This window comes from Mesorhizobium sp. USDA 4775 (assembly GCF_054062655.1).
In genome coordinates, this window is the sequence record NZ_JBSSFM010000001.1 from 3038671 (window position 1) to 3056722 (window position 18052).

Sequence of the window (18052 nt, forward strand, 5' to 3'; positions counted from 1 at the left end):
TCGAGAATATAGTTAGCCGAGAAATTTTCGGCATATATATTTATTTTATGACGTTGTTCCGATTGTGCCGCAGCTAGTGTTATTTGTGCAACACGGCATAAAACTGTTCCGTGAATCGCCGTTATTTTCAAAACCGTCATTGAAGGCGGAAGATTGATGGGTATGTTCGCCGCGAAAAGGGGACGCGGTGCGCGCCTTTTTCGTTGTGGAGGTGAGGCGGGAAAACATATCCGCCAGCCACAAATCCGAAGCCATTTAAACTATGACTGGAGAGGTCAGAAAATGAACATCAAGAGCCTCCTTCTCGGCTCAGCCGCGGCCCTGATCGCGGTCTCCGGCGCTCGCGCCGCCGACGCGGTCGTCGTCGCCGAACCGGAACCCGCCGAATACGTCAAGATCTGCGACGTCTACGGCGCCGGCTACTTCTACATCCCCGGCACCGAGACCTGCCTGCGCATCGGCGGCTATCTCCGCTATGACATCGGCGTCGGCGATTCGGGCACGCTGGATGGTGTCAACAACGTTGCCGATCACATGGGCGACGGTAGGCACGACACCTACTACAAGAACATGCGCTTCGCGCTGAGGACCTACACCGGTCAGGAAACCGAGCTCGGTACGTTGAAGACCTTCACCGAGACCCGCTTCCAGTTCGGCAACAAGTCTGGTGACTATACTGGCGGCGCCACCGACTGGCAGGCTGTTAACAAGGCGGTAACGCTGAACTTCGCCTGGATCCAGCTCGGCGGCCTGCGCGTCGGTAAGGACGAGACGACGTATGACTCGTTCATCGGCTACGCCGGCAATGTCATCCAGGACACCATCATCCCGTATGGTATCAAGGACACCAACCTTATCAGCTACTATTTTGACGCCGGCAGCGGCTTCTCGGGCGTCGTCTCGCTCGAAGAAGGCACCGATGCTTCAGGCATCAGCGACACGATCGACAGCTACGTTCCGCATGTCGTCGGTGGCTTGAAGTACAAGGGTGACTGGGGTGCGATCACCGGTGTCGTCGCCTATGACAGCAACTACGAGGAAGTGGCCGGCAAGGTTCGCTTGGATGTCAACGTCACCAAGGAACTGACCCTTTTCGTCATGGGCGGCTATGGCACTGACGATAATCTCCGCGACTTCTCCAAGGGCCGTGGCCAGTACAAGCCGTGGGGCGGCAACTGGGCCGTCTGGGGTGGCGGCACCTACAAGTTCAACGACAAGACCGCGTTCAACGTCCAGGCTTCGGCTGACGACGACAAGAACTACGCTCTTGCGGCGAACGTCGCTTACACCATCGTCCCCGGCTTCACGATCACGACCGAAGTCGACTGGGATCACTACGGCAACTATGGCAACCCGTCCCTCTACGGCAACTGGAGCAAGGCCAACAAGAAGGACAGCGTCGGCGGCATCGTTCGCTTCCAGCGCTCGTTCTAACCGATCGACTGACCTTACCAGGCCGCCCGCAGCGTATCGCTGCGGGCGGTTTTTTATGCGTGGGTGCGAGAGCCGGCCCAGGCGCCAAGCCCATACCTTGATTTCGCCACCCGATCGGTGAAAAGCTCTGGGCATGGAATGGCGCGACGAGGGAATCATTCTCGGCACTCGCAAGCATGGCGAAACCAGCGCCATACTCGAGGTGATGACCCGTGTGCATGGCCGCCATCTCGGCCTCGTGCGCGGCGGTCGCTCGCGCAAGCAGCAACCTGTTCTCCAGCCCGGCAATCGCGTCGATCTCTTATGGCGGGCGCGCCTTGACGAGCATCTCGGCACGTTCCAGGCCGAGGCGATCGAGATGAACGCTGCCAGGCTGATGGACAGCGCCGTTGCCGTCTACGGCCTGCAGACCATGGCCGCGCATCTGCGTCTCTTGCCCGAGCGTGACGCCCATGGCGGCCTTTACGAGGCGCTTTCCGTGATGATCGTCCATCTCGACGATCCCGATGCTGCCGGCGAACTGGTGGCGCGCTTCGAACTTCTGATCCTTGACGAACTTGGCTTCGGCCTCGACCTCAGCCAATGCGCCGCCACCGGCACAAGGCAGGATCTGGCCTATGTCTCGCCGAAGTCGGGCCGCGCGGTGTCGCGCGAAGCTGGCGCGCCATGGCGCGACAAGATGCTGGCGCTGCCCGCCTTTCTGCAACGCGGCTCCGGCCTGCGCGGAGATCCAGCCGCGATCGAGGACGCCTTCCGGCTCACCGGGTTTTTCTTCACGCGCCACGTCTATGAGCCGCGCGGTATCGAACAGCCCGATGCCCGCGCCGGCTTTCTCGCCGCCTTGCGCAAGCATCATGCGACGCGCAAGGCCATTGCCGGAGACAATGCGGCATGATGGAGGTCGAACTTTATCGGGGTCGGATTCGTCGCTCGGCGGCAAGCTCTTGGCTTTCGGTACCGAGACATGTTCCAGCCGCCAATCTGGCGGCGCGTTGAGTTTTTCAGCCGTTTAGCCACCGTATTTGGATGTCAGTGAGATGAAACGTCAGTGAAAACTGGCCTGGTTTGGGGGAACCGCCATGTTTGAAAGCCTGATCGGGCTTGTCGCCATCATCGCCTTGTTCGTCATTATTTCGCGTCAGCAGAGCCGCATCGGTCTGATCGAACGCGAACTTGGCGCGCTGCGCAGTCTCGTCCTTTCAGGCGCCGTGCCGCCGGTGGCCAAGCCGGCAGAACAGATGGCGGCCGATGGCAAGGCCGAAGCGGCGCCGGTGCTCGCGGCCACGGCCGATATTGCCTCGCCGGCGGTGAGTGGACCGGTCGTACAGGCGCCGGCTACAGAAACGGAAGCTCCGGCTGGCGAGGCTGTGTCCGGCCCCTGGTCCACGAGCGAGGCTCCGAAGGCAGCAGAACCTGTCGAGCCGGTTGCAGCCTCCAAGGCCCCCGGCAAGCCGGATATCGAGACGGCACTCGGCACGCGCTGGGCGGTCTGGGTCGGCGGCATCGCGCTGGCACTGGGTGGCCTGTTCCTGATCCGCTACACAATCGAGGCTGGCATTTTCGGCCCCGGCGTGCGGCTCACCATGGCGGCGGTGCTTGGGCTGGTGCTGGTTGCCGGCGGCGAGTTCATACGCCGCACCGGCTTCAAGGTGCCGGTGCAAGGCGTTGCCGGCGCCTATGTTCCGGCGATCCTGACGGCGGCCGGTGCCTTCATCCTGTTCGGCACTGTCTATGCCGCCCATGGCATTTACGGCTTCATTGGCCCGGCGCTTGCCTTCACGCTGCTTGGGGCCATCGGTGTGGCGACGATCGCGGCTGCCCTGGTCCATGGCCTGGCCCTGGCCGGCATCGGTCTTGTCGGCGCCATGGTGACGCCGATGCTGATCGCCTCCCAGGCGCCCAACCCCTGGGCGTTGTTCGGCTACCTCGCCATCGTGCTCGCCGCCACCAGCGTCATCGCCCGCATGCGCGACTGGAAAGCGCTGGTGGCGGCGGCCTTTTTCGGCACCGGCATCTGGACCATTCTCTATATGACCGACGCGCCGGCTGCGAACCTCTCCTCCATCCTGTTCATCGACGCCGTCACCCTGGCCGTCCTCGCTTTTGTCTGGCTCGGTCGCCGTGATGAAATCGTCGCCGCCAGGGCCTTCGACTGGCCGTCCATCGTGCCTGCCCTGTTCGTTGCCTTCTCGGCGCTGGGCCTGTCGGTCGACCCAGCCTTCGCCGCGGCCGGCTATGCCTTGCCGGGCGCCGCGATCCTCGCGGCGATGGTGGCCGTCGCGCTTTATCGCCCGCTGGCGCTACCGCTGCTTTACGCCGCCGGACTGGCGACGGTCATGATCTATCTCGGCATCATCCCGCCAACCTCGATCGTGTCCGACTTTTCGGCCGGCGCACTCGGTGTCGATGGTTTGCCCGTGGCGACGTCCAATGCCCTGACCTTGCGCATCGGCATTGCGCTCGGCCTGGTCTTCATCGGCGCGGGCCTTTGGGCCGCCCGCAAATTCGCGGCATCTTCCTCGCTTCGATCCGCCTCATGGGCGGCATCGGGTGTCATCGTGCCGTTGGTCATCCTGCTGGCGCTCTGGTTCACCTTCGGCAATCTCGACCGCGACTTTGTCTACGCCGCCGTCGCAGCACTGCTGGTCGTGGTTTTCGCCGCCGGTGGCGAGTGGATCGCGCGCGCCGAAGAGCCGCCGCTCAAGGGCGGCATAGCGGTGTCGTTTGCCCTCGGAGGCGCGGCGATCGCCGGCCTCTTGATGCTGCACATGGCTTTCAATTCCGGCTGGACCACCATTCTGCTTGGTGCAGCAGTCATAGTGCCGGCGCTGGCCACACGTTGGCGCTCCTACCCGGTGCTAGGCTGGATTTCGGTTGGCGCGGTGATCGCCGTGCTTGGCCGCGTCGCCTTCGATCCGACCATCGTCGGCGCCGAGTTCCTGTCGACGACACCGGTGTTCAACTGGCTGCTGCCGGGCTATGGCGTCCCGGCGCTCGCCTTTGGCTTCGCCGCCTGGCAACTCGCCCGCACCACCAATGGCCGGCCGCGCCTCGTCATGGAAGCCGCGGCGGCGCTGTTTGCGCTGCTTGCCGTCGCCATGCTGGTGCGTCACGCCATGCATGGCGGTGTCATCGACACGGGTCCGATGACGCTCGCCGAACAGGCGATCTACACGCTGATTGCCATCGGCGCCGGCGCCATCCTGGTCGCCATCGACATGCGCTCGCCAAGTTCGGTGCTGCGCTATGGTTCGATGGCAGCGGGCGTGGTTTCGGTCACCCTGATCGTCATCCGGCACTTCGTGGTGCTCAATCCGCTGTTTACGGACGAATCGACCGGCCGGATCCCGGTCTTCAACCTGTTGTTCCTTGCCTATCTCCTGCCGGCCGTCGCCGCCGGCGGACTGGCGCTCTATGTCAGGGGCAAGCGGCCAACATGGTATTCGGCAATGCTGGCACTGGTCGCGGCGCTGCTTGCCTTTGCCTATGCCACCCTGTCGGTCAGGCGGCTGTTCAAGGGTGAGTTCATCGGCCTGTGGAGCGGGCTCGGCCAGTTGGAAACCTACACCTATTCGGCGCTCTGGCTGGTGATCGGCGTGGCGCTGCTCACCGCCGGCGTCTGGCTGAAGTCGCAGGTGCTGCGCATTGCCTCGGCCGCGTTGATCGCAATTGCCGTGCTGAAGGTCTTCCTCTTCGACATGTCGGAGCTGGAGGGCGTACTCAGGGCGCTGTCCTTCATCGGCCTCGGCGGCGTGCTGATCGGCATTGGCCTGTTCTACCAGCGGCTTTTGACCAGGGCGGCGAGGGAGGAGATACCGGTCGTCGAGCAATGACGGCAGGCGTTCAATCAAGCCGGGAATAAACCGGTACCCGCCAGCGTTATCTCATTGCTTGGGTGACCGGGGCGGTGGACCGCTTCGCGCTGGCCGCTTGCGTCGCGCCGGGAAGGCGCGTTGAATCGGGATCAACAAGGGCGATTTCAGAACCAGCGGTCATGGACGAAAAGAAGGCAGCAATCCTTGGCGAAATACCGCGCCTGCGCCGCTACGCACGCTCGCTGTTGCGCGACCGGGATTCTGCCGACGACCTCGTCCAGGACTGCCTCGAGCGCGCACTCGTGCGGCTAGACAACTGGCAGACGGGAGAAAGCCCCAGGAGGTGGCTGTTTACGATCATGCATCATTTGTTCATCGACCAGATGCGCAAGGTGAACCGTCGCGGCGAAGCGGCGATGCTGCCCCTGGAAGCGGGCGAGGCGGTGGCCCAGCCGGCAGAGCAGTTGGACGGCATCGCCTCGCGTGAGATCATCAACGCGCTGCAGGCAATCAGCCCCGATCGCCGTGCGGCTCTTGTCATGGTCGCCATCGAAGGCTTCTCCTATGCCGAGGCCGCCAACATGCTGGGCGTGCCCGCCGGCACGCTGATGTCGCGCATTGCGCGCGGGCGTGAGGAGCTGCGCGGCTTGCTGGATGACACGGCGCGTCGCCGCGCGATAAGGATCGTCGAGAAATGATCCGCCGCGATTTTTCAGAACGTGACATCCATATGGCGCTCGACGGCGAACTGCCGGCCGACGAGCGCGCCGCCTATGATGCCTGGCTGGACGCCAACCCCGAGATGAAGGCCAGGAGCGCCCGCTTCACAGCCGACCGGGAGGCGTTGCGCTCGGCCTTTGCCGGCGTGCTGGATGAACCTGTTCCCGCGCGCTTGCGCAAGGTGGTGCTCGGCGAAGCGCCGGTTAAGACTGCGGTGCCGCGCTCGCGCTGGTGGCTTGCCGCTGCCGCGGCGGTGCTTTTGGCCACGGGTGGATTTGGCGGCTACTTTGCCGGCATGGACGGCATCGGACAGGAGGACCCGGCGGAAGATCGGCTCGCCGAACAGGCGATTGCCGCCCATGTCATCTACGCCGCCGAGAAGCGGCATGCCGTGGAAGTGCCGGCCAGCGACAAGGATCATTTGCAGACCTGGCTGTCCAACCGGGTCGGGCTGAAGCTGGTGGCGCCGGACCTGACCGCGAACGGCTTCCAACTGGTTGGCGGCCGCTTGCTGCCGGCCGGCGACAGCAAGGCCGCGATGCTGCTCTACGAGGACGACAAGGGCGAGCGCATATCCCTCTTCGTCACCGCGGAATCGGTGGAGAATGCCAAGGGCACCTATGCTTCGGCGCAGGACGGCCCGCAGGCCGTCTACTGGCTGGACAAGGGCTATGGCTGCGCCGTCGTCGGCTCGCTGCCGCGCGAGCAATTGGCAGTCGTGGCCAAGAATGCCTATGGCCAGCTTCTGGCGGGTCTCGCAAGCTGAGTTGGCCGCAATTGTTCGCAGCCGGTGGCCTATCAAACAGGGATCCTGCTCAAAGCCCGCGAGCTTCCTTGCCACCGCCGAAACTGTCACAATTCGGCCCTAATCAAGGAGCGATAGCGCTTGATGAATACTGGCGCTTCGGCCGGTGTTTGCGACGCTTTTGATCGGGGCCGTTTCCGCAACGCAATCGAGGTTTTCTCAAGTCGCATGCCTGCCGAGATCCGTACGGCCCGCGCGTCTGACGTCGATGATCTCGCCGCCATCGAGAAAGCCGTTTTTTCGAGCGATCGCATTTCCCGTCGCTCCTTTCGCCTTTTCATCGAGCGCGAGACCGCTGAGACGCTGGTCGCCGAGCTCGACGGCCGCGTCGCCGGCTACGCGATCGTGCTGTTCCGCAAGGGCAGTGGGGTGGCGCGGCTCTATTCCATAGCCGTCGGTCCATTTTTCGGCGCGCTTGGCATCGGGCGCCAGCTTTTGACTGCGGCGGAGGAGGCGGCCTTCGGGCACGATCGCATGATGCTGCGTCTCGAAGTGCGCGAGGACAACGACCGCGCCATCCGCATCTACGAGCGGGCCGGCTACCGCAAGATTGGCCGCGAGCCTGGCTATTACGAGGACGGCGCGACCGCGCTTCGTTATGAGAAAACCCTGCGCGGCGACCTTCCGGTCGCCACAAGGGTGCCGTTCTACCAGCAGACCTGCGAGTTCACCTGCGGCCCATGCTGCCTGATGATGGCCATGGCCAATTTCGACCGCGACTTCGTGCCCGATCCGGTGATGGAAATCCGCCTCTGGCGCGAGGCCACGACCGTCTTCATGATGTCGGGGCCGGGCGGCTGCGAACCATTCGGCCTGGCTGTCTCGGGTTATGAAAGCGGGCTCGCGGCGGAGATCTTTGTTTCCTTCTACGGCGCGCTGTTTCTGCAATCGGTGCGCAGCGAGGACAAGCGCCGCGTGATGGAACTGGCCCAGGTCGACTTTCGCCGCCGCGCGGAACTTTACGGCATCCCGGTGAATTACCGCTCCTTCACCATCGATGACATCAGAACCGCGATATCAGAGGGAAAACTGGTGCTGGTGCTGATCAGCGGTTTCCTGATGTTCGGCAAGAAGGTGCCGCACTGGGTGCTGGCCATCGGCGACGATGGCGATCATATTCTTATCCACGATCCCTGGGTCGAGGACGAAAGGCAGGAAACCATCCTTGATGCCGCCAACATTCCCGTGCCCTACGGCATCTTCATGAACATGGCGCAGTTCGGCCGCGACGGACTGCGTGCCGCCATCACTCTGGGGAAGCGCGACACACAATGACCTGGGTCATCCTTACCGGCCGGCAGAGCGATCTCGACCAGGTGGCGACACCGCATAAGATCATCACCAATCGCGACTATCTCGCGCATCCGTCGCTGTTCCGCGGCCAGCGGCCGAAGGTCATCAACCTGTCCAACAATTACGGCTACCAGAGCCGCGGCTACTATGCCTCGCTGCTGGCGAGTTCGCGCGGCCACAAGGTCATTCCGACCGTTGAGACGATGATCGACCTGTCCGAACGCAAGCTCTACGAACATGCGCTGCCGGAACTGGAACTGGCGCTCAACAAATGCCGCAAGGATCTCGGCGGCGCCTTTCCAGCCAAGGTGTGCATCTTTTTCGGCATCGGCCCGTCGAAAGTCTGGGACCGCTTCGCCAAGCTGTTGTTCGACTGGTTCCGGGCGCCGGCGCTCGAGGTTCACATCAAGGACAGCGCTGAATGGGCTTCGATCCGCAAGATCGGCTTCCATCCGTTGGCGCGTATGACCGAGGACGAGGAAAAAAGCTTCATCCAGTGCCTGGAGACCTACACCAACCGTGAATGGCGCGACACCAAGGGGCGCACGCCGGCGCGCTACACCTTCGCCACGCTGGTCGATCCGCACGAGGAACTGCCGCCGTCGGAAATCTCGTCGCTGCGCTACTGGGCCAAGATCGCCGAAAAGATGGGCGTCGAAATCGAGCCTATCACCAGGAAGGATCTTGCCAAGCTCGCGAACTACGATGCGCTGTTCATCCGCGAGACCACTTCGATCTCCAACCACACCTATCGTTTCGCCCGCCGCGCCCAGCAGGAAGGCATGCCCGTCATCGACGATCCGCTGTCGATGATCCGTTGCACCAACAAGGTCTATCTCAACGAGCTGATGGCCTACAACAAGGTGCCGGTGCCGCCGACCGTGATGATCGCCGGCACTTCCGACTTCGAACTGGCCGCGCAGACGCTGGGCTTCCCGCTCGTGCTGAAGATCCCGGATTCGTCCTTCTCGCGCGGCGTCAAGAAATGCGAGAATCTTGAGGAACTGACACGGCTTGCGACCGAGTGGCTGGAGGATTCCGACCTCCTCATCGCGCAGAAATTCATTCCGACCGAATATGACTGGCGCGTCGGCGTGCTCGGCGGCCAGCCGCTGTTTGCCGTGCACTATCTGATGGCCAAGAAGCACTGGCAGATCGTCAACCACAAGGCCAATGGCAAGCCCGACCAAGGTGGCATCAAGACCTTCACGCTGAAGGAGACGCCGGCCCATGTCGTCGAGACGGCGGTCAAGGCGGCGCGCTGCATCGGCGACGGCCTCTATGGCGTCGACCTCAAGGAGACCAAGGACGGCGTCTTCGTCATCGAGGTCAACGACAACCCCAATCTCGACCATGGCTGGGAGGATTCCGGCGAAAAGGACGAGGTCTGGGTGCGGCTGACGCAGTGGTTCCTGGAGCGGCTCGACCGGCCGGGGCGGTAACAAGTCCACCAAGGGGAAAACATGCAGTTCATTGTGATCGAGGATTTCACCGGCTGCGACCGCAAGGATATCTACCGCCGTTTCCGCGATCGGGGCCGCCTGAAGCCGGAGGAGCTTGTCGTTCACCACAGCTGGATCGCCGCGGACATGAGCCGCTGCTTCCTGCTGGTGGAGACGGACGACGTCACGCTGCTGCAACGCTGGGTGATCGAATGGGCCGATCTGGTCGAGTTCGAGATCATTCCGGTGGCGACGAGCAAGGAAATGGTGGCGGCCTTGAGCGGGCACCTGTGACCACGCGAGCCCGACGGGTCAACGCAGCGCCGGCGAGCCCACGGCGCGACGGCATTCCTCGATCAGCCAATCGCGGAATGCCGCCACGACATCGCGCCTGGCGCTGCGCTCGGGAATGGTCAGGCAATAGGGCTGGCGCAGTGCGATCGCCCTGGCGGCGGGCCGAACCAGCCTGCCGTCCTCCACCGCCTCGGCACAATAGACCCCTTGCGCCAGTGCCACACCCAGCCCCGAAATGGCGAGGTCGAGGGCGGCGCGCGACGAGTTGGCCGACAGGCCCCGCTGCGCCGCCCGGCCAGGTTGGACACCTTCAGCCTCGAACCAGTTGCGCCAGGACGGAAACGAGGCGCCGGTTGGTCCCCAGTCGGTGTGGATCAGCGACAGCCCGGCGAGCGGACCGGCGTCCGCCTTGATCGCGCTGGCAAGCCTCGGTGCGCAGACCGGATAGACGGCGTCCCGGGTGATGTCCTCGGTCGGGTGCTCGCGATAATGCGGACCGTAGGAGAGCCTGATGTCGATCAGTTCGCGGTCGAACGGCACCGGGTCGTCGTCGCCGCGTAGCGAGATGTCGGCGGCGCCGTGGCTTGCGACGAAGCCCGACAGACGCTGCGAAAGCCAGCCCATCGCCATGGAAGGCGGCACCGACACCACCAGGCGCGGGCGGAAGGCATCGCCGCCCAATTCGCGCGAGACACTGCCGATTTCGTGGAAGGCCATGGTCAACCGAGGCAGCATCTCCACGCCGGCCTCGGTGAGCACAACCTTGCGGTTGACCCGATGAAACAGCTTGCGCCCCATCTGTTCCTCGACGGTGCGGATAAGCTGGCTGACGGCGGCCGCCGAGACCGAAAGCTCTTCCGCCGCCGCAGCAAAACTGCCCGTACGCGCCGCGGCCTCGAAGGCCTGAAGTCCTTTGAGCGATGGAGATGTGACCATGATCGCCATATAGATAAGATGAACTTATCCAAATCGCAGGAATCGTCGTTTTTGGAAAGCTTTTTCACCAACTAGAGTGGGTCTTATCAAATCGCCAGCCTGGATCGAAATCGATGGACCATCGCGACATCATCGCGTCACTTACCCCGGAGGAGCGTAGTCGCCTGACCGCCAAGTCCAATGCTGTGGGTCTCGTTCAGCTCGGCGCCCATTGGGGAGCGATAGTGATCATTGGATCGCTGATCGCCGCGAAAGTGCCATTCTGGCCGCTGCTGATGCTGCCGCAAGGCATCCTGATCGTCTTCCTGTTCACGCTGCTGCACGAGACGGTTCATCGCACGGCCTTCGACACGCAGTGGCTGAACGATGCCGTGGCGCGGGTGTGCAGCCTGGCGCTGGCGCTGCCGGCCGACTGGTTCCGTTATTTCCATTTCGCCCATCACCGCTTCACGCAGGACCCTGAAAACGATCCGGAGCTCGCCTTTCCCAAGCCGGAAACGCTGCGGCAGTACCTCGTGCATGTTTCCGGCATCCCGCTGTGGTGGGGCCATCTCAAGACGCTCTACGCCAATGCGGTTGGCGGCAGCCAGGAAAGCTATGTGCCGCCGAAAGGCCGACCCAAGGTGCGGGCCGAAGCGCGCGCCACGATTGCCTTTTACGCCGTCGTTCTTCTGTTCGCCGTCTATTTCCGTCTCTCCGTGCTTCTCTATGTCTGGATCATTCCGGCTCTGCTGGGGCAGCCCTTTCTGCGCCTCTATCTGCTCGCCGAGCACGGCCGCTGTCCGTTCGTGGCCAACATGCTGGAGAATACGCGAACCACGCTGACCAACTGGGTGGTGCGCAAGCTGGCCTGGAACATGCCGTTCCATGCCGAGCATCATGCCTATCCGGGCGTGCCGTTTCACCAATTGCCGCAGTTTCACGCGCTGATCGAGCGGCATCTGAAGGTGGTCGAGCCGGGCTATGTCAGCTTCCACGAGAAATACGTGGAAACGCTGATCTGACCTTGCGCCTACGCTATCAGCCGGTCTGGCTGCGTAGCGCACGCGCCTTCAACAGACGCTGGATGTCCGCCGCCTTCGAGGGGATACCGATCAGATAGCCTTGCGCCTCTTCACAGCCATTGTCGCGCAGCATGTCGAGTTGCGCCTCGGTCTCGACGCCCTCGGCGGTGACGACAATGCCAAGCTCGTTGCCGAGCCCGATAATGGTGCGGACGATCGCCGCCGTGTCGCGATTGCTCATGTCGCGGATGAAGGAGCGGTCGATCTTGATCTTGTCGACCGGGAAACGCCTGAGATAACCGAGCGAGGAATAGCCGGTGCCGAAATCATCCAGCGCGATGCGGATGCCGAGATCGCGCAATTGGCGCAGCGTCTTCAGCACGGTTTTGCTCTCGTCCATCAACACGGTTTCTGTGATTTCCAGCTCCAGCTGTCCGGCCGGCACGCCTGAAAAGGCCAACGCCGAGATGACACTGCGGGCAAACCCGCCGCTTTTGAGCTGCACGGCCGAGACATTGACCGCGATGCGCAAGCCGGGCGGCCAGCTGGCCGCCGCCGCGCAGGCCTTCCTCAGCGCCCATTCGCCGAGCGGCACGATCAGGCCGGTCTCTTCGGCGACGGGAATGAACGCGTCCGGCGCGACGGTGCCGCGCGCCGGGGAATGCCAGCGCATCAAGGCCTCCGCGCCGATGATCTCGCCGGAGGCGATGTTCATGATGGGCTGGAAATCGAGATCGAACTCCTGACGCGGCTGTGCGGCCTCGAGGTCGACCTCGAGAGCCCGCCGGGCCTGCACTATGGCGTCCATCGCGGGCTCGAAGAAGCGATAGAGGTTTCTCCCTTCGCTCTTGGCCCGATAGAGCGCCGTATCGGCGTTTTTCAGCAGCGTGTCGGCGTCCCTGCCATCTTCAGGGAAAACAGCGATACCCAGGCTGATGCCGATGTGCATATCCCGGCTCCTGTCGCGAAACGGTTTTGCGATGGCCTCGGCGATGCGCTTCGCCAGTTTTTCAGCATCGGCGACGCCCCTTGAGTTGAACTGCATGACGACGAACTCGTCGCCGCCGAAGCGGGCGACGACGTCAGTCTCATTGCGCAGGCAACGCTGCAGCCTTTCGGCGACGCTTTTCAAGAGCCAGTCGCCGGCGGGATGTCCCCAGGTGTCGTTGATCGCCTTGAAGCGGTCGAGATCGAGCGAGAAGATCGCCAACGGCGGTGCCGCCGCATCCTCCAGCGCCTGGTCGAGCCGCTCGCGAAACATCGAGCGGTTGGGCAGTCCGGTCAGCGTGTCGTGATGCGCAAGATGGATCATGCGCTCTTCGGTGCGTCGACGTTCGGTGACGTCGTCGAAGGTCACCACCCAGCCGCCGCCGCTCATCGGCTGGCGCGTGACCAGGACCGTCCTGCCGTCGGTTAGATAACGATAGGCCGAGTGCATTTTTGCCGCCGCCAGGCAGGCCTCGGTCTTGGCGACTTCGCTGTCGACGTCGATCTTCTGGTAGATGCCGAGTTCCAGCAGTTTTTCGAGCGCGTCGCGATGCGTCGTCCCGAGCGGAAAGTCCCCCGCGGTGACGTTGTAGAGCTCCAGAAAACGCCGGTTGCGCACGATCATCCTGCCGTCGGCGTCGTACATCAGCAGGCCTTGCGACATGTTGGCGAGTGCCGCGTCGAAACGGCGATGCTGCTCCTTGAGGTCCTGCTCGGCGCGCCGCTGTTCGGTGATGTCCTCGTAGATCGAGACCCAACCGCCCACGGCCAGCGGGCGGTGCGAGATGTTTATGATGCGACCGTCCGACAGCGTCTCTTCGTAGGTCGAGGGTTTCGCCTGGTCGATGTAGGGTTTGCGGATGGCATAGAGCTCGTCGGCGCTTTGCGAGGCGATGCCGATGTCGACGCTGTGGCGCAGAATGTCGATGAAGCGGATGCCTGGTCGTACCAGCTTGGCGTCGAGGCAGAAGATGTTGAGGTAGTTGCCGTTGCAGATGATCACGCGTTCGTCGGCATCGAACATGCACAGCCCGTGCGACATGTTCTCGACAGCGGCTGAAAAGCGTTCGTTCTGTTCGCGCAGCTCGTCTTCCATGCGGCGAGAGCGCTCCACGCCTTCGGGCGCCCGTTGCGGGACGATCGAACCATCCTTGACGTCCACGACGGGCATGAGGCGCGCCTGCGGTGCGTGATCGAACACCACACTGTTGCCGTTTCCGGTTAATTTAGCGTTCTCTACCCTACCGCCGACGTTGCAACTGGATGCCGCGACTTCTCAAGCGCCGAAAACCGCCTCAGGAAGGCATCTTGCGCCCAGGTCACCGAGCGTGGTGTGAAATCGAAGCGCTCGGCGGAGAAACCGCGCGGACGGCCGAAGAATTCGGTCGCCTCGGCGGTCGAGAAGCCGGCCAGCAGCGTTGCCTCGAAATAGGCGGCGATCTGGTCGGCGCGTTTGATGTCCCTGCGCAGTGCCGCAGCCGGTTCGGGAGGCAGCGAAAAGCGCTGATGGATGGCGCGCTGCAGGCGCAATTCGCAGTCCTTGTAGCTGCCGCCCATCACCGACTTGAACGGCGAGATCATGTCGCCGATGACATATTCAGGCGCATCGTGCAGCAGCGCGGCGAGCCGGTCGGTGGCAGAAGCCTGAGGCACCAGATGATTGAACAGGGCTTCTACCAGCAGCGAATGCTGGGCGACCGAAAACGCATGCTCGCCGCTGGTCTGGCCGTTCCAGCGGGCGACGCGGGCGAGCCCATGGGCAATGTCGGAAATCTCGATGTCGAGCGGCGAGGGGTCGAGCAGGTCGAGCCGACGGCCGGACAGCATGCGCTGCCAGGCGCGCGGCGGCGCACCGGTGCGGTCCGCCGCCATCAGGCTTCCTCCGCGCTGACGGTTTCCTGCGGAAAACTGAATTTGGCCCAGGCGGGAATGGCGAGCCTCACCGGAACATCGCCGGCCAGGATCGGCTGGCCAGCGTCCAGCGCCGCCTTGACCCTGTCGATGCGGGCAATGGCAAGCCCGATGTCGCCGGCGGTCGAGCCGAGCGTGCCGACCGGCCGGCCCTCGACGGTGAGTTCGGTGCCGGAGGCGGGCAGGGCAAGCCCAGCCTGCACGATCAGCACACGTCGCCTGGCGGTGCCGCGATGCTGCATGCGCGAGACCACTTCCTGGCCGACATAGCAGCCCTTCCTGAAGCCGACGCCGCCGGTCTCGTCGAGAAGCACGTCATGCGGGAAGGCGTCGCCCAACGCATAGTCGGCACCGCTCTCCGCGATGCCGTGGGCGATGCGGAAGGCCTTCCATGCGGCGATTTCGCCGGCATCCGCAATGCCGGCATAGGTGCGTGTGACGCTTTCCCTGGCAAAGCGCCTGTCGGCAAACGCGGTTGAATCATTTTCTGAGGCGATTGACTCTTTTCCCCACGCAACAGCGACAAGCGACTGTTCCGACTTGGCAATCTCGACCTTGGCGCGAAGCTTGTAGAGTATGAGCCGGCGCACGAAATCATCTGCAATGTCGGCTCGGCATTCCAGCCGGAAGGCGTTTTCGCCGGCACGCGAGATCAGGAAGTCGAACAGGATCTTGCCTTGCGGCGTCAACAGCGCGCCCGGCTTTGCTTCGCCGGCGCCGAGCGTATCGAGATCGGTGGTCAGGATGTTTTGCAGAAAGTGCTCGGCATCCTGGCCGGAGACGGAGATGAGCGCGCGGTCTTTCAGCAGGGCAAAGGGCATGGGGAGGATAAAAGCCTGATCTTGCAAAACGGTTGGCCATTACGTAAGCCGCTGACACTCCCCCCGCAAGAGAGCATGGCCATGACCTACGACCTCATCCTGACAGGCGGCACAGTGGTCAACCATGATGGCGAGGGGGCACGTGACGTTGGCGTGAAGAACGGACGCATCGCCGCAATAGGCGATCTCCGCCAGGCCTCGGCCGGCGAGACGATCGACTGTCGCGGCCTGCACATCCTGCCGGGCGTCATCGACAGTCAGGTGCATTTTCGCGAGCCGGGACTGGAGCACAAGGAAGATCTGGAAACCGGCTCGCGGGCGGCGGTGCTTGGCGGCGTCACCGCCGTGTTCGAGATGCCCAACACCAACCCGTTGACCACCAGCGAGGCAACGCTGGCCGACAAGGTTCGGCGAGGCAGCCACCGTATGCATTGCGATTTCGCGTTCTGGGTCGGCGGTACCCGCGACAACGCCAGGGATGTCGGCGAGCTCGAGCGGCTGCCGGGCGCCGCGGGAATAAAGGTTTTCATGGGTTCGTCCACCGGCGACCTGCTGGTCGAGGACGACGAAGGCGTCGCCTCGATCCTGCGGAACACTCGCCGCCGTGCCGCCTTTCATTCGGAGGACGAGTTCCGGCTGCGCGAGCGCCTTGGCGAACGCATCGAGGGCGACCCGTCATCGCATCCGGTCTGGCGCGACGAGACCGCCGCCTTGCGTTGCACCGAACGGCTGGTGCGCATCGCGCGCGACGTTCGCGCCCGCATCCATGTCCTGCACATCTCTACCGCCGAAGAGATCTTGTTCCTCGAACAGCACAAGGACGTCGCGACCTGCGAGGCGACGCCGCATCATCTGACGCTCAGCGCCGACGACTATCTCAGGCTCGGCACACTGATCCAGATGAACCCACCCGTGCGTGACTCCCGCCACCGCGATGGCGTCTGGCACGGCATCGCGCAAGGCATCGTCGACGTGCTCGGCTCCGACCACGCACCGCACACGCTGGCCGAAAAGGCAAAACCCTATCCAGCCTCGCCCTCGGGCATGACCGGCGTGCAGACGCTGGTGCCGATCATGCTCGACCACGTCAACGCGGGCCGGCTGACCTTGCAGCGGTTCGTCGACCTGTCCAGCCACGGCCCGCAGCGCATTTTCGGCATGGCCAGAAAAGGCCGCATCGCCGCCGGCTACGACGCCGACTTCACGGTTGTCGATATGAAGCGGCGCGAGACCATCACCAATGCGCAGGCCGGCTCCAAGGCGGGCTGGACGCCCTATGACGGCAAGGAAGTCACCGGCTGGCCGGTCGGCACCGTCATTCGCGGCCGCCGCGTTATGTGGGAAGGCGAAATCGTCACACCGGGCCAGGGCAGGGCGGTGGAGTTTTCCGAGGCCCTTGTCGTCTGAGCTTCCCTATCCCCTACAAGCAGGAGCAAGCCGCTCAGTCCCCGGCGACGAAAAATGTCCATTGCCCGGCAGGCGTGATGCCGACGCGATAGAAGATATAAGCGCCGAACTGCTTCATGTCGTCGAAATCGCCGGCGGTGACGATCTTGAACAGCTCGACCCGCTGCTTGGCGTCGAGCTTGTCCAGCGGCAGCGCGAAGAAATACGGCCAGACATAGAGTTCCTGCGCTGTTCCGGCGTCGACATGGACATAGCCGGCGCTGAGCACTTCCTCCAGTATGGCCAGGATCTCCTGGCCGTCAGGGTCGCCGGACAGCCCTTTGAGGAAGGCAATGGCGTCGCCGTCGATGTCGGCCAGTGACAGCTGGGTCATGCTGTCGCCCTTGCCGATCAGGGGCCGGAGCTTTTCGATGTCGCCGCTCTTGCAGGCCTCGATGATCAGATCATGCATGCGCCGCACGGGCTCGGGCAGCTTGCCAAGGTCGTATACGACTTCAGGCAAGGGCGCCTCGGGATCGACACGCGGCCTGTTGCTGCCGCCATCCGCTGGACTGTCGGGCTCTGCCGCGTCCGGAGCGGCAGGCTGCTGGCCGGTCGAAGGCGGCGTTCCCACCGGGTCGGGCATGGGAATCGCGCCGCCGGGCGACGAGACGTCATCATCCGCTGACGGGGTGACAGGTGAGGGAAGGTCTTCGCGTTGGATCTCGCTCAGCGCATAGGCCGGGCTGCTTGCCAGGCACGTCACAAAGGCAATCGCGGCACAGCAAGCGGCGAGACGGATGTAGAGGACCAAGCCCTTCGGCCCGCCTGACATCGGAAAATTCACTGCCCGTATCTCCTTGGCTCCCGGGCATGATGCCCAAACGGCACTCGATCGTCAAAGAACCGGATGTCGGTTCAGTGCCGCAGCCGCTCGGGTTCGAAGGCGCCAGCAATCACCTTTTCACGCATGCGGTCGAGCAGGGCAAGGGCCGATGTCTCGCCGTTGGCGCGCAGCATTTCACCGAACGCGGTCTCAAGCGCCGCCTCGGCAATGATCTCGGGCTCGATGCCGGCCGAAAGGCCCTCGGCCCAGGCTTCGCTGTGGCTTTCCACCGCCGTCAGGCGTTTTTCTTCCCTGACCAGCGCATCGATGTCGTTGACACCATGTTCCATAGCGATGTCCACCCTTTCAAGCTGCGAT

At 63.5% G+C, this 18052-nt stretch carries 16 protein-coding genes; 10 read left to right on the forward strand and 6 right to left on the reverse strand.

Annotated elements, in window-relative coordinates; genetic code table 11:
- Window positions 1–282 precede the first annotated feature (282 nt).
- The 8 genes from ACVILI_RS14485 (at window position 283) to ACVILI_RS14520 (ending at window position 9803) form a co-directional block, all read left to right on the forward strand.
- A complete protein-coding gene (locus ACVILI_RS14485) occupies window positions 283–1434 on the forward strand; it encodes a porin (RefSeq protein WP_019857204.1) in 1152 nt (383 codons plus the stop codon).
- Window positions 1435–1567: 133 nt separating this feature from the next.
- On the forward strand, window positions 1568–2329 hold the full coding sequence (gene recO, locus ACVILI_RS14490) for a DNA repair protein RecO (protein WP_019857205.1): 762 nt from the start codon (window positions 1568–1570) through the stop codon (window positions 2327–2329).
- A gap of 184 nt (window positions 2330–2513) precedes the next feature.
- On the forward strand, window positions 2514–5267 hold the full coding sequence (locus ACVILI_RS14495; RefSeq protein ID WP_038645649.1) for a DUF2339 domain-containing protein: 2754 nt from the start codon (window positions 2514–2516) through the stop codon (window positions 5265–5267).
- A 161-nt stretch (window positions 5268–5428) separates the two neighbouring features.
- Window positions 5429–5947, forward strand: a complete 519-nt coding sequence (locus tag ACVILI_RS14500) for an RNA polymerase sigma factor (protein ID WP_038645651.1) — start codon at window positions 5429–5431, stop codon at window positions 5945–5947.
- On the forward strand, window positions 5944–6735 hold the full coding sequence (locus tag ACVILI_RS14505) for an anti-sigma factor family protein (protein ID WP_038645654.1): 792 nt from the start codon (window positions 5944–5946) through the stop codon (window positions 6733–6735). Before ACVILI_RS14500 ends, ACVILI_RS14505 begins: the two co-directional genes overlap by 4 nt.
- A 207-nt stretch (window positions 6736–6942) precedes the next feature.
- Window positions 6943–8049 carry a peptidase C39 family protein gene (locus ACVILI_RS14510; RefSeq protein ID WP_038645656.1) on the forward strand — a complete coding sequence of 369 codons (1107 nt, stop codon included), beginning with the start codon at window positions 6943–6945 and terminating at the stop codon, window positions 8047–8049.
- On the forward strand, window positions 8046–9509 hold the full coding sequence (locus ACVILI_RS14515) for a RimK family alpha-L-glutamate ligase (RefSeq protein ID WP_019857210.1): 1464 nt from the start codon (window positions 8046–8048) through the stop codon (window positions 9507–9509). Before ACVILI_RS14510 ends, ACVILI_RS14515 begins: the two co-directional genes overlap by 4 nt.
- Before the next feature lie 21 nt (window positions 9510–9530).
- Complete coding sequence (locus tag ACVILI_RS14520) at window positions 9531–9803, forward strand: DUF3303 domain-containing protein (RefSeq protein WP_019857211.1); 273 nt, start codon at window positions 9531–9533, stop codon at window positions 9801–9803.
- 18 nt (window positions 9804–9821) lie between these two features.
- Here the strand turns inward: ACVILI_RS14520 and ACVILI_RS14525 are convergent, their stop codons facing one another.
- A complete protein-coding gene (locus ACVILI_RS14525) occupies window positions 9822–10739 on the reverse strand; it encodes a LysR substrate-binding domain-containing protein (protein ID WP_027046664.1) in 918 nt (305 codons plus the stop codon).
- Between the two features lie 113 nt (window positions 10740–10852).
- Here ACVILI_RS14525 and ACVILI_RS14530 point away from each other — a divergent pair, with 113 nt between their 5' ends.
- The gene (locus ACVILI_RS14530) at window positions 10853–11743 is read left to right on the forward strand and encodes a fatty acid desaturase family protein (protein WP_038645658.1); all 891 of its coding nucleotides are present in this window, start codon (window positions 10853–10855) and stop codon (window positions 11741–11743) included.
- A 16-nt stretch (window positions 11744–11759) separates the two neighbouring features.
- Here ACVILI_RS14530 and ACVILI_RS14535 read toward each other — a convergent pair whose 3' ends face one another.
- The 3 genes from ACVILI_RS14535 to ygfZ form a co-directional block, all read right to left on the reverse strand.
- Complete coding sequence (locus tag ACVILI_RS14535) at window positions 11760–13901, reverse strand: putative bifunctional diguanylate cyclase/phosphodiesterase (RefSeq protein ID WP_038652391.1); 2142 nt, start codon at window positions 13899–13901, stop codon at window positions 11760–11762.
- Between the two features lie 65 nt (window positions 13902–13966).
- Window positions 13967–14602: an HD domain-containing protein gene (locus ACVILI_RS14540; protein ID WP_019857215.1), complete on the reverse strand. Its 636-nt coding sequence runs from the start codon at window positions 14600–14602 to the stop codon at window positions 13967–13969.
- The gene (gene ygfZ / locus ACVILI_RS14545; protein WP_038645660.1) at window positions 14602–15462 is read right to left on the reverse strand and encodes a CAF17-like 4Fe-4S cluster assembly/insertion protein YgfZ; all 861 of its coding nucleotides are present in this window, start codon (window positions 15460–15462) and stop codon (window positions 14602–14604) included. The genes ACVILI_RS14540 and ygfZ overlap by 1 nt, the downstream gene beginning before the upstream one ends.
- Before the next feature lie 75 nt (window positions 15463–15537).
- Between ygfZ and ACVILI_RS14550 the strand changes: the two genes are divergently transcribed.
- On the forward strand, window positions 15538–16869 hold the full coding sequence (locus ACVILI_RS14550) for a dihydroorotase (RefSeq protein WP_027046667.1): 1332 nt from the start codon (window positions 15538–15540) through the stop codon (window positions 16867–16869).
- 34 nt (window positions 16870–16903) lie between these two features.
- On the opposite strand, the gene ACVILI_RS14555 is transcribed toward ACVILI_RS14550, so the two are convergent.
- A complete protein-coding gene (locus ACVILI_RS14555) occupies window positions 16904–17695 on the reverse strand; it encodes a hypothetical protein (RefSeq protein WP_019857218.1) in 792 nt (263 codons plus the stop codon).
- Window positions 17696–17766: 71 nt separating this feature from the next.
- On the reverse strand, window positions 17767–18024 hold the full coding sequence (locus tag ACVILI_RS14560) for a hypothetical protein (protein ID WP_008874920.1): 258 nt from the start codon (window positions 18022–18024) through the stop codon (window positions 17767–17769).
- Between the last annotated feature and the right edge of the window lie 28 nt (window positions 18025–18052).

Excerpts from the sequence above, each read along its gene's own strand:
- ACVILI_RS14485 (WP_019857204.1), top strand. The coding sequence starts at position 283 with ATGAACATCAAGAGCCTCCTTCTCGGCTCAGCCGCGGCCCTGATCGCG.
- recO (WP_019857205.1), top strand. The coding sequence starts at position 1,568 with ATGGAATGGCGCGACGAGGGAATCATTCTCGGCACTCGCAAGCATGGC.
- ACVILI_RS14495 (WP_038645649.1), top strand. The coding sequence starts at position 2,514 with ATGTTTGAAAGCCTGATCGGGCTTGTCGCCATCATCGCCTTGTTCGTC.
- ACVILI_RS14500 (WP_038645651.1), top strand. The coding sequence starts at position 5,429 with ATGGACGAAAAGAAGGCAGCAATCCTTGGCGAAATACCGCGCCTGCGC.
- ACVILI_RS14505 (WP_038645654.1), top strand. The coding sequence starts at position 5,944 with ATGATCCGCCGCGATTTTTCAGAACGTGACATCCATATGGCGCTCGAC.
- ACVILI_RS14510 (WP_038645656.1), top strand. The coding sequence starts at position 6,943 with ATGCCTGCCGAGATCCGTACGGCCCGCGCGTCTGACGTCGATGATCTC.
- ACVILI_RS14515 (WP_019857210.1), top strand. The coding sequence starts at position 8,046 with ATGACCTGGGTCATCCTTACCGGCCGGCAGAGCGATCTCGACCAGGTG.
- ACVILI_RS14520 (WP_019857211.1), top strand. The coding sequence starts at position 9,531 with ATGCAGTTCATTGTGATCGAGGATTTCACCGGCTGCGACCGCAAGGAT.
- ACVILI_RS14525 (WP_027046664.1), bottom strand. The coding sequence starts at position 10,739 with ATGGTCACATCTCCATCGCTCAAAGGACTTCAGGCCTTCGAGGCCGCG.
- ACVILI_RS14530 (WP_038645658.1), top strand. The coding sequence starts at position 10,853 with ATGGACCATCGCGACATCATCGCGTCACTTACCCCGGAGGAGCGTAGT.
- ACVILI_RS14535 (WP_038652391.1), bottom strand. The coding sequence starts at position 13,901 with ATGCCCGTCGTGGACGTCAAGGATGGTTCGATCGTCCCGCAACGGGCG.
- ACVILI_RS14540 (WP_019857215.1), bottom strand. The coding sequence starts at position 14,602 with ATGGCGGCGGACCGCACCGGTGCGCCGCCGCGCGCCTGGCAGCGCATG.
- ygfZ (WP_038645660.1), bottom strand. The coding sequence starts at position 15,462 with ATGCCCTTTGCCCTGCTGAAAGACCGCGCGCTCATCTCCGTCTCCGGC.
- ACVILI_RS14550 (WP_027046667.1), top strand. The coding sequence starts at position 15,538 with ATGGCCATGACCTACGACCTCATCCTGACAGGCGGCACAGTGGTCAAC.
- ACVILI_RS14560 (WP_008874920.1), bottom strand. The coding sequence starts at position 18,024 with ATGGAACATGGTGTCAACGACATCGATGCGCTGGTCAGGGAAGAAAAA.